Consider the following 10536-nt stretch of genomic DNA (forward strand, 5'->3'; position numbering starts at 1 on the left):
CTTTTAAATATTTTACATTTTGATTAATGAATTGAGGAAGGTACGTGTCTAAACGCCATCTGTGTATATTAGGTTCAACGGGGTCTATTGGTTGTAGTACTCTTGATGTAGTGCGGCTTCATCCTGATAAATTTAACGTTGTCAGCTTGGCTGCTAATGCTAGTGTTGATATTATTTTTAAACAATGCATTGAGTTTAAACCTCAGCAAGTAGTACTTGTATCAAGTGAACATGCCGAACAATTATCTCAAAAACTTAAGGCTGCTGAGGTAAGTAGTATCACTGTGTTATCAGGTAACCAAGCGTTAATTGCTATTGCCCAATGTCAATCGGTTGATACTGTCATGGCCGCTATTGTTGGTGCTTCAGGTTTATTGCCAACACTTGCGGCTGTCAATGCTGGCAAGCGCGTATTGCTGGCTAATAAAGAAGCCCTAGTGATGTCTGGTGCTATATTTATGGCCGCAGTAGAAGCCTCTGGCGCGCAATTATTGCCTATTGATAGTGAACACAATGCCATTTTCCAATGTTTACCCTCCCAACAACAAGATAAGATTGGTGAGTGCCAACTTATTGATAATGGCATTAGTAAAATACTATTAACAGGTTCTGGTGGGCCATTTAGAACAAGACCTATCGAAACATTAGCAGCGGTAACCCCCCTAGAAGCTTGTAATCATCCTAACTGGGATATGGGCCGAAAAATATCAGTAGATTCTGCTACTATGATGAACAAAGGTCTTGAATTTATTGAAGCCAAATGGCTTTTCAATGTTGAGGCTGAAGATATTCAAGTGGTATTACACCCACAAAGTACCATACACTCAATGGTACAATATAAAGATGGTTCAGTTATCGCGCAAATGGGTAATCCTGATATGCGTACACCCATTGCCCATGCGTTAAGTTTCCCCGAACGCATTGAGTCGGGAGTAGCTCCATTAGACTTTTTCAATACACCTTCTTTTGAATTTCAAGCTATTGATTTTGTTAGGTACCCTAACTTGAAATTGGCAATTGATGCTTGCAAGCAAGGTCAGGCTGCTTGTACTGCGCTCAATGCTGCAAATGAAATTGCAGTTGCTGCTTTTCTAGACGAAAAAATTAATTTTACTGATATTTTTAAAATAAATGAAACTTCTGTGAATAAATTTGTCTCACAACAGGTAGACAATATTAATGAGGTTATGACTCTTGATAAGCAAGTACGTGTATTTGCACAGGCACTGTTGGTAGAGTTTATGCCAATACAAGCTGTACAGCAAAAGGGTAATAACTAGTATGATTGATTTTTTCTGGAACCTAGCTTCCTTTGTTATTGCGCTGGGTATTTTAGTCACTGTCCATGAATATGGTCATTTCTGGGTAGCAAGAAAAAATGGTGTTAAGGTAGAACGCTTTTCGGTCGGCTTTGGACGAGCTATATGGCGTAAAAAAGCTAAAGATGGCACTGAATATGTTTTAGCTATGATACCACTTGGTGGTTATGTCAAAATGCTGGATGAGCGTGTTGACGAAGTTAAACCTGAAGATAAGGATAAAACGTTTAACTGTAAAACTGTTTATCAGCGCATAGCTATTGTTGGGGCTGGCCCGCTGGCTAATTTCATCTTTGCACTGTTCGCTTTATATCTAATGTTCTTAATTGGTGTGCCTAGTGTGAAGCCCGTTATTGGCGAAGTTGATCCGAGTTCAATCGCAGGAAAAGCTAAGCTTAGTTATGACAGTGAGATTATTAGTGTTGCCGGAGACGCTACTCGAAACTGGCAAGAAGTTAATCTGGCGCTTATTGGAAAAATAGGCCAAGAAGAAATAGAAATTAAAACTAAACATGCGGATAGCCAATATATTTCGACCTCGATCTTAGATACAAGTCAATGGCAGTTTTCACCTGATAAGGTTTCAGCATTAGCAAGTTTAGGTATTACGCCCTTTAGGCCCAAAGTTCATAATGAGCTAGCAGCTGTAGCGGAAGATAGTCCGGCAGCATTAGGTGGGTTATTAGTGGGGGATACACTTATTTCAGTAGCGGGTGTTAAGACAAGTGACTGGCTAAGCTTCGCTAAGGAAATAAAACAGTACCCAGGAAAAGAAATATTAATCACTATTAAGAGAAATGGTGAACTACGGACCCTACCAGTGACCCCAAACAGTATTGAGCAAGTTGGTAAAGTTGTTGGTTATATAGGTGTGGGCCCTAAAGTAGATGCATGGCCAGAATCACTATTAATTGAATTAAAGTATGGCCCAATTGAGGCTATAAAGGAAAGTGCACAACGAACTTGGAATTTAACCACCTTAACATTTGGTATGATAGGTAAGTTAATCAGCGGTGATGTATCAGTAAAGAATTTAAGTGGGCCTATTGGTATTGCTCAGGGCGCTGGTGCTAGTGCAGGTCACGGATTTGTTTATTTTCTAGGCTTTTTAGCGTTAATTAGTATTAATTTGGGAATAATTAACCTTTTACCACTACCAGTACTTGATGGCGGACACTTACTCTATTATCTTATAGAGCTTTTCACAGGCAAAGAAGTGCCAGAGAGAGTTCAAGAAGCTGGTTTTAAGTTTGGCGCTTTGGCATTATTAATGTTAATGGCTATTGGCTTATTTAATGATTTTAGTCGAGTTCTTGGTTAATGATTTTACAAGGATATACTCTGCTAACATGATGCTTAGAGAGCCTTTATAGCCAATAGAGCCATGATAGAAGTACTGAAGAAAGTTCAAGATATTTGATTTAAGTTTGGTGTATATGGAAGAGTATGCAAAATAATAGTTTATTTACGATTTTAGTTGAGAGTTAGCGCAATAGTGATGTCTTAAGTGTGTAGCTAATAGTTTTTATAAAAAGAAGTAACGAAGTTTATAATTTATGATCATGAAAAAAATTGCCTTAAGCCTATTACTAGGCGCACTAGGAACATCTGCACAATTTGCTCAAGCTGAAAAAGGCTTTCAAGTTAAAGATGCTGACGTTAAAGGTCTTCAAAGTGCAGCCTTAGGAACAACAGTAAATATTGCTCAATCGGCACAAAGCTTTCAAGTTGAAGATATTGAAGTAAGAGGTTTGCAGCGTGTTGCCCTAGGAGCCGCGCTTACTCACATACCTTTTAATGTTGGCGATAACCTAAATGAATTTCGCATATCGCAATCAATCAAGTCACTTTATCAATCGGGTCACTTTAATGACATTCGAGTTTACCGTGACGGTAATCGTTTGGTTTATCGTGTTAGAGAACGTGAAACAATTAGCGAAATCCTTTTTGATGGTAATAGCGACCTTAAAGATGAACAATTAACCGAAAGTCTTGATGGTAGTAATATTCGAGTAGGTGAAACCCTTGACCGTACGGTAATTTCTGGTATTGAGATGGGTTTAGAGAACTTTTATCACAGTGTTGGTAAATACAATGCCAAAGTTACCGCTAAAATCTCCCATTTACCGCGAAACAGAGTTAATTTAGAGTTTACTTTTGTTGAGGGTGATTCGGCCTCTATAAAACAAATTAATATTGTTGGTAATGACATTTTCACTGATGCGCAATTATTAGAGAAAATTGAACTAACTTACGACTCGCCTTGGTGGAACTTTATGGCGCAGGATAGGTATCAAAAGCAAGCATTACAAGGTGATATGGAAACAATTAATAGCTATTACCTTAATCGTGGCTATTTACGTTTTAAAGTTGACTCAACTCAAGTTTCAATGACTCCTGATAAAGAAGCGGTTTATATTGCACTTAATGTGACCGAAGGCGAAACTTATACCATTAGCGAGGTCGATTTTGTTGGTGATATGGCCGGCTTTGAAAATACTATTCGTGCTATAAACCCATTACAAGCAGATGAGTTATATAATGGTGCTGAAGTGACATATACCGAAGAGGTTATTAGTAAATTTCTAGGTCGTTATGGTTATGCATATCCTAAAGTGATAACCAGACCAGAAATCAATGATGAAAATAACACAGTAAAACTGTCAATTTCTGTTGACCCCGGTAAACGGGTATATGTTAATCGCATCAACTTTACTGGTAATCATGTTACCGCGGATCATGTTTTACGTCGTGAAATGCGCCAGATGGAAGGGGCGTGGTTATCTAATGGTGTGGTCGAGTCTTCAAAGTCTTGGTTAATGCGTCTACCGTATATGGAAACTGTTGAATTTGAAACTAAACAAATTGAGGGTGAAGACGATTTAGTTGATATTGATTTTACTGTCAAAGAGCAACCGTCTGGTTCGTTTAATGCGGGCATCGGGTATGGCTCAGAAACAAAATTAAGTTTAAATGCGGGTATTCAGCAAAATAACTTCTTGGGTACAGGTAACCAGTTAGGCTTTAATGTAGCTAAAAATTATTATCAAAAGAGTGCCACCGTTTCTTTTACCGACCCTTATTTTACAGTAGATGCGGTATCACTTGGTGGTCAAGTTTATTACAGTGAATACGATGCCGGTAATGCCAACATGGTTGAGTATAATAATAAAACCTTTGGTCTAGGGCTAAACTGGGGTTTTCCTGTTAATGAATATTTACGTCTAAATTTTGGTGTCGGTTGGAAGTATAACCAAATATCACAATTACAAGCGTATGATCAAATTCAAGATTTCTACGATATTTATGCAGATCCTAACGACCCTGATGGTCAGCTAGCATTTAAAACGCTAGATCTAAATGCAGGCTTATCTAGAAGCACGTTAAACCGTGGTACCTTCCCAACAGCAGGCTCATCGCAAAGGTTAAATGCAAAAATGACTTCGCCAAAGTCTGATTTACAGTATTTTAAACTGAACTACGACGCTAAGTTTTATTTTCCATTAACTCGTAGTCAAAAATGGTCAGTGTTAACACGACTACAACTGGGTTATGCTAACGGTTACGGTACTATTGACGGTAATGATCAACTGCTACCTTTCTGGGAAAACTTTAGCGCTGGTGGTGCTGATACCTTGCGTGGTTTTGAAAATAATACCGTTGGTCCTCGGGCAATATATCGAACGCCACAAACAATACCTGGTGGCTGTTGTTTAGGGCCAGATAATGATTCTATTTATGTAAGCCCAAGCTCAGTTGGTGGTAATGCTATGGCAATTGCTGGCATAGAGTTAATTGTACCAACACCATTTTTAGAAGAAAGTTTTGCTAATAGTGTTCGAACGAGTATTTTTTGGGATGCTGGTAATGTTTGGGACACAGAGTTTAGTTTAGAGAGTTATGCAAATTTAGATCCTGTTGAGTATGCAAAAATTGAGGATTTTTCAGATCCATCACGTTTTCGTAGTTCAGCAGGTATTTCTATCCAATGGCTATCGCCGATGGGGCCAATGATTTTTAGCTTCGCTAAGTCAATTAGAGAAGAAGAAGGTGATGATTCGTCATTCTTCAGCTTCAATATTGGTCAAACGTTCTAAGACGCAGGTTTTTGCTGCGTAAATTGAATTAATCTTGCTATATTAACCAGCAGAAATAATTATCAGTGTTAGTAGCAATAAATAATAAATAATAAATTAGGGGAACAACGTTGAATAAAGTTATAAAAACTATGGTTATGGGCGTAGCTGCATCAGGTATGTTATTAGCGAGTTCAGTAATGGCTGCAGATCAAAAAATAGCCCTGGTAAATTTTCAAGAAGTAATGGGTAAAATCCCACAAACAGCGGCGTTAATGCAAAGCTTAGAGTTAGAGTTTAAAGACGAAAAAGCAGTGCTTACCCAACTTGAAAAAGATATTAAGTATTATCAAGAAAAGCTGAAGCGTGATGGTTCTTTAATGAGTGCTAAAGAGAAAGAAGAGTTAGACGTTAAAGTTAAGACTTTATTCCAAGAGTACCAAGTAAAAGGTAAAGCATTACAACAAAAAGCATCGCAACGTCAAAACCAAGAAACCAATAAAATTATCGCTTTAGTTCGCCAAGCTGTAGACAATATTGCTGCTAAGCAAGATTATGATTTAGTGTTAAATCAACAAGCAGTAGTTTATTCTAAACCTGATGCTGACATCACTAATATTGTAGTAGAACATGTAAGTAAGCTTAAGTAAGCCACTGCTTTATTTAAACCATAGATATGAATAATATTCATATCTATAAGAGGCTTTAACATGACTTACACGCTAGCAGATATTGCTATTAAACTTGATGCTGAATTGATAGTGCCATCAGCACTTGAACAGTCAAAAGTATCACAGACTCAAATAAGCGGGTTAGCAACGCTAACAAATGCGAAATCGGGGCAGGTGGCCTTTTTAGCTAATAGCAAGTATCAACAGCAGCTTAATTCAACCAATGCCAGTGCGGTTATTGTTACCTCCGAAGCCGTCGAAGCTTGTCCTGTTAGTGCTTTGGTAATGGACAATCCCTATATGGGGTATGCCATATTAGCTAATTTACTTGATAGTACACCAAGGGTTGCTAGTGGTATTCATCGAAGTGCGGTGATAGCTGATGATGTATCACTTGGCGATAATGTCAGTATTGGTGCTAATACAGTTATCGAATCAGGTGTTCGATTAGCTGATAATGTTAGTATCGGTGCAGGCTGTTTTATCGGTCATGGGGTCAGTATTGGTACAGCAAGTACGCTTTGGGCAAACATTACCATCTACCATCAAGTTGAAATTGGTCATCATTGTTTAATTCAAGCAAATACTGTTATTGGCTCAGACGGTTTTGGTTATGCGCCGGTAAAAGGTCAGTATAAGTGGCATAAAATACCACAGCTTGGCAGTGTTATTATTGGCAATCATGTTGAGATTGGCGCTAGCACAACGATTGACCGTGGTGCTCTAGATAATACCGAAATACGAGATGGTGTAATCTTAGATAACCAAATACAGATTGCCCATAACGTTATCATTGGTGAAAACACCGCTATGGCAGCTTGTAGTGTTATTGCGGGTAGTACAGTGATAGGTAAAAACTGTACGATTGCTGGCTTGGTCGGAATAAATGGTCATATCAATATTACTGATAATTGTATATTTACCGGCATGGCTATGGTGACTAAAGATATCAATGAAGCCGGGGTGTATTCATCTGGTATGCCAGCTGCACCAAATAAAGAATGGAATAAAACTAACGCGAGAGTTAGGCGACTTGATAGCTTAACGAAACGAGTAAAAGAGTTAGAAAAATTACTTGCGAATAACTAGCTATTAACCCCTCCAATGCGTAAAATACGCGAAAGTCTCTTCCATCACTCGAGATGATGCGGACGAAAATATAGTATGCGATTAGTTTCAGCCCACTAATCGCGCTAGCCAACAAGGAATATTCATTTGGACACTGTAAAAAAACCAATCGATCTTAACGAAATTAAAACATTGATTCCACACAGATACCCAATGTTATTAGTTGATAAAGTTGTTGATCACGAACCAGGGAAAAGCTTACATGCTATTAAAAATGTGACGATAAACGAGCCTGTTTTTACAGGTCATTTTCCTGAGTTAGCAATATTTCCTGGTGTATTAATTTTAGAAGCATTGGCACAAGCTACCGGTATACTAGGCTTTAAGAGTACTGAAGGTCGTGAGGATAACGAAATGTATTTATTTGCCTCTATCGATAAAGCTAAATTTAAAAAACCGGTACTGCCAGGTGATACCATGCATTTACATGTTGAGTTTATTAAAGAGCGTCGTGGTATGTGGAAATTTTATGGTGAAGCAAGAGTTGATGGTAAGGTAGTCTGCTCTGCAGATCTTATGTGTGCCCGCCGTGCTTTATAGCCTACATTAATATATAAAACGCTCACTTATCAACTAGAAGACTTAACATATGATTCATCCTCAAGCTATTATTGAACCAGGTGCTGTTATTGGCGAAAATGTGTCTATTGGTCCTTGGACTTATATTGCCAGTAATGTTGTTATTGGCGATGATTGTGAAATTAGTTCGCATGTTGTTATCAATGGCCCAACGCGTATAGGAAAGGCTAACCGAATTTTTCAATTTGCCAGTATTGGTGAAGACTGCCAAGATCTTAAGTATGCTGGTGAGCCAACTGAATTAATTATTGGTGACAATAATACCTTTCGAGAATCGTGTACTGTTCACCGTGGTACCATTCAAGATAATAGCCTTACCCAAATAGGTAGTAATAACTTATTTATGGCTTATACCCATGTTGCACACGATTGTATAGTTGGCAGCAATTGTATCTTTGCTAATAATGCCTCTATTGCTGGTCATGTCCATGTTGGTGATTACGCCATCATTGGTGGCATGGTAGGAGTACATCAATTCTGCCATATTGGAGCACATAGTTTTATTGCCGGTAATGCATTAATACTAAAAGATGTTCCAGCTTATGTGATGGCATCAGGGCAACCCGCGAAACCTTTTGGTTTAAATAGTGAAGGTTTAAAACGTCGTGGTTTTGATAAAGAGACTATTTTAACGATTAAACGCGCTTATAAAGTAGTCTATCGCCAGGGCTTATCCGTTGATGAAGCTTTAACTGCTATCAGTGAAATGCCAGCACAATCTCCAGAGTTACAATTATTTTGTGATTCAATCAAAGAATCAAATCGCGGCATCATTCGTTAAACTTAATGCGTTAAACATGTGCCGCTAATACCCGTACCTTAATAGTCGCGCCGCTGAGATAGGTGTTATTAGTTTAGGTACCATTAACTTTAAGTACCTTTAACACCTATGACTGCTCAAAATAAAAACGAACAACAACAAACTGTATTTGCGATGGTTGTTGGTGAACATTCAGGTGACACCCTAGGTGCCGGCCTTATAAAGACATTACTCAAAACACACCCGAATGCCAAATTTATCGGTATTGGTGGTCCCCAAATGCAAGTACTTGGTTTTGAAAGTTTATTTGCTATGGATGAGTTGTCTGTGATGGGTTTGGTTGAAGTGCTTGGTCGTATTCGCCGCTTATTATATGTCCGTAAAACGTTAGTTAATTTCTTTACCAGCAATAAGCCTGATGTGTTTATTGGTATCGATGCGCCTGACTTTAACATCGGCCTCGAGTTAAAACTTAAAAAGGCAGAAATCAAAACTGTGCATTATGTCAGCCCGTCTGTATGGGCTTGGCGTGAAAAACGTATATTCAAAATAGCCAAGGCCACTGATATGGTGCTGGCTTTATTACCTTTTGAAAAAGCCTTTTATGATAAACATAATGTACCTTGTACGTTTGTTGGTCACCCGCTTGCCGATGATATTCCTATGCAAAGTGACAAATCACTGGCCAGAGCTCAGCTAGGCTTAGCGCCAGATAAAAAAATATTAGCGCTTATGCCTGGCAGCCGTGGTGGTGAATTATCACGATTGTTGGCAGACTTCTTCGAAAGTGCTAAGCAATTAAAAGCTCAAGATAGGGAATTACTTTTTGTCGCGCCTATGATTAGTGAGCAACGGGTTGAGCAATTTAATGCCCTTAAAGCCGAATTTGCACCTGATTTGCCAGTAACGGTCGTGCTTAATCAAACTCAACAAGTTATGGCCGCTAGTGATTGTTTATTAACAGCTTCAGGTACTGTTACCTTAGAAGCCGCTTTGATAAAGAGGCCTATGGTGATTTGTTATAAGTTTAGCCCAGTAACCTTTTTATTAGGTCGTTGGTTGGTTAAGTTGAAGTGGTTCTCCTTGCCTAATTTATTGGCCAATAAATCCCTAGTACCTGAATTATTGCAAAAACAAGTTTGCCCTGACAATATAGTGCCTCTAATTAAAGAACGTTTATATCAAGATCAAAGCCAACTAAATAACAGTTATACTGATATTCACCAACAGTTAAAGTGTGATGCAAGTGCACAAGCCGCTTCTGCTGTGCTTAATGTCCTAGCAACTTCCTCTTAGCGCTAATCTGTAATCATAATAAACCAATAAGTAATATAAGATTAAATTTATGGCGAGCAAGCAAACATTTCCAGAATTTGAATACCCTATCGCATTTTGTATTGCCGGTGTTGATGAAGTCGGTCGTGGTCCTTTGGTTGGCGACGTTGTTACCGCCGCTGTTATTTTAGACCCTGATAATCCAATTGAGGGGCTAATGGACTCAAAAAAATTGTCAGAAAAAAAGCGTGCACTGCTATCGGTTGAGATTAAAGAGAAAGCCGTTGCTTGGTCAATAGGGCGCGCAAGCCCACAAGAAATAGATACCTTAAATATTTTACACGCTACCATGCTGGCTATGCAACGCGCTGTAGCATGCCTTAAAGTAGAGCCTGATTTTGTCCTTGTTGATGGTAATCGTTGTCCCACGTTTTTATGCGCTAGCAGCGATACGGTTAAGGAAAGCGGCAAGATCGCCAGTCAAGCAGTGGTTAAAGGTGATGCGAGAGTTGCTGAAATAAGTGCAGCTTCGATTATTGCAAAAGTTGCCCGTGATGATGAAATGATTGCCTTAGATAAACTCCACCCCGAATATGGTTTTGCCAAACATAAAGGTTATCCTACTAAATTGCATTTAGAAAAGATTATTGAACATGGTGTGCTTGATTGCTACAGACAAAGCTTCAAACCTGTCGCTAGGGTTTTAGGGACGTACCATGAGTAAAACG

Annotated in this window: 9 protein-coding genes; all 9 read left to right on the forward strand. The window is 38.7% G+C overall.

Annotated features, from left to right (window positions below):
• The first annotated feature begins 44 nt into the window (after window positions 1–44).
• The 9 genes from ispC to rnhB all read left to right on the forward strand — a co-directional run bounded on the left by ispC (window position 45) and on the right by rnhB (window position 10532).
• Window positions 45–1280 (forward strand): 1-deoxy-D-xylulose-5-phosphate reductoisomerase, encoded by a 1236-nt coding sequence (ispC, locus tag GAB14E_RS19050; protein WP_033080827.1) that lies wholly within the window; start codon window positions 45–47, stop codon window positions 1278–1280.
• A 1-nt stretch (window position 1281) separates the two neighbouring features.
• The gene (gene rseP / locus GAB14E_RS19045) at window positions 1282–2640 is read left to right on the forward strand and encodes a sigma E protease regulator RseP (protein ID WP_033080828.1); all 1359 of its coding nucleotides are present in this window, start codon (window positions 1282–1284) and stop codon (window positions 2638–2640) included.
• A 235-nt stretch (window positions 2641–2875) separates the two neighbouring features.
• On the forward strand, window positions 2876–5416 hold the full coding sequence (gene bamA, locus GAB14E_RS19040; protein WP_033080829.1) for an outer membrane protein assembly factor BamA: 2541 nt from the start codon (window positions 2876–2878) through the stop codon (window positions 5414–5416).
• A 110-nt stretch (window positions 5417–5526) separates the two neighbouring features.
• Window positions 5527–6045: an OmpH/Skp family outer membrane protein gene (locus tag GAB14E_RS19035; protein ID WP_033080830.1), complete on the forward strand. Its 519-nt coding sequence runs from the start codon at window positions 5527–5529 to the stop codon at window positions 6043–6045.
• A 60-nt stretch (window positions 6046–6105) separates the two neighbouring features.
• Window positions 6106–7155 carry a UDP-3-O-(3-hydroxymyristoyl)glucosamine N-acyltransferase gene (lpxD, locus tag GAB14E_RS19030; protein WP_033080831.1) on the forward strand — a complete coding sequence of 350 codons (1050 nt, stop codon included), beginning with the start codon at window positions 6106–6108 and terminating at the stop codon, window positions 7153–7155.
• A 126-nt stretch (window positions 7156–7281) separates the two neighbouring features.
• The gene (gene fabZ / locus GAB14E_RS19025; RefSeq protein WP_033080832.1) at window positions 7282–7734 is read left to right on the forward strand and encodes a 3-hydroxyacyl-ACP dehydratase FabZ; all 453 of its coding nucleotides are present in this window, start codon (window positions 7282–7284) and stop codon (window positions 7732–7734) included.
• A 49-nt stretch (window positions 7735–7783) separates the two neighbouring features.
• On the forward strand, window positions 7784–8554 hold the full coding sequence (gene lpxA / locus GAB14E_RS19020; protein WP_033080833.1) for an acyl-ACP--UDP-N-acetylglucosamine O-acyltransferase: 771 nt from the start codon (window positions 7784–7786) through the stop codon (window positions 8552–8554).
• Between the two features lie 108 nt (window positions 8555–8662).
• Window positions 8663–9829, forward strand: coding sequence for a lipid-A-disaccharide synthase (lpxB, locus tag GAB14E_RS19015; protein WP_033080834.1), 1167 nt, complete (start codon window positions 8663–8665; stop codon window positions 9827–9829).
• A gap of 49 nt (window positions 9830–9878) precedes the next feature.
• The gene (rnhB, locus tag GAB14E_RS19010) at window positions 9879–10532 is read left to right on the forward strand and encodes a ribonuclease HII (protein WP_033080835.1); all 654 of its coding nucleotides are present in this window, start codon (window positions 9879–9881) and stop codon (window positions 10530–10532) included.
• Window positions 10533–10536 lie beyond the last annotated feature (4 nt).

It is taken from the genome of Colwellia psychrerythraea (assembly GCF_000764185.1).
GTDB lineage: Bacteria > Pseudomonadota > Gammaproteobacteria > Enterobacterales > Alteromonadaceae > Colwellia > Colwellia psychrerythraea_B.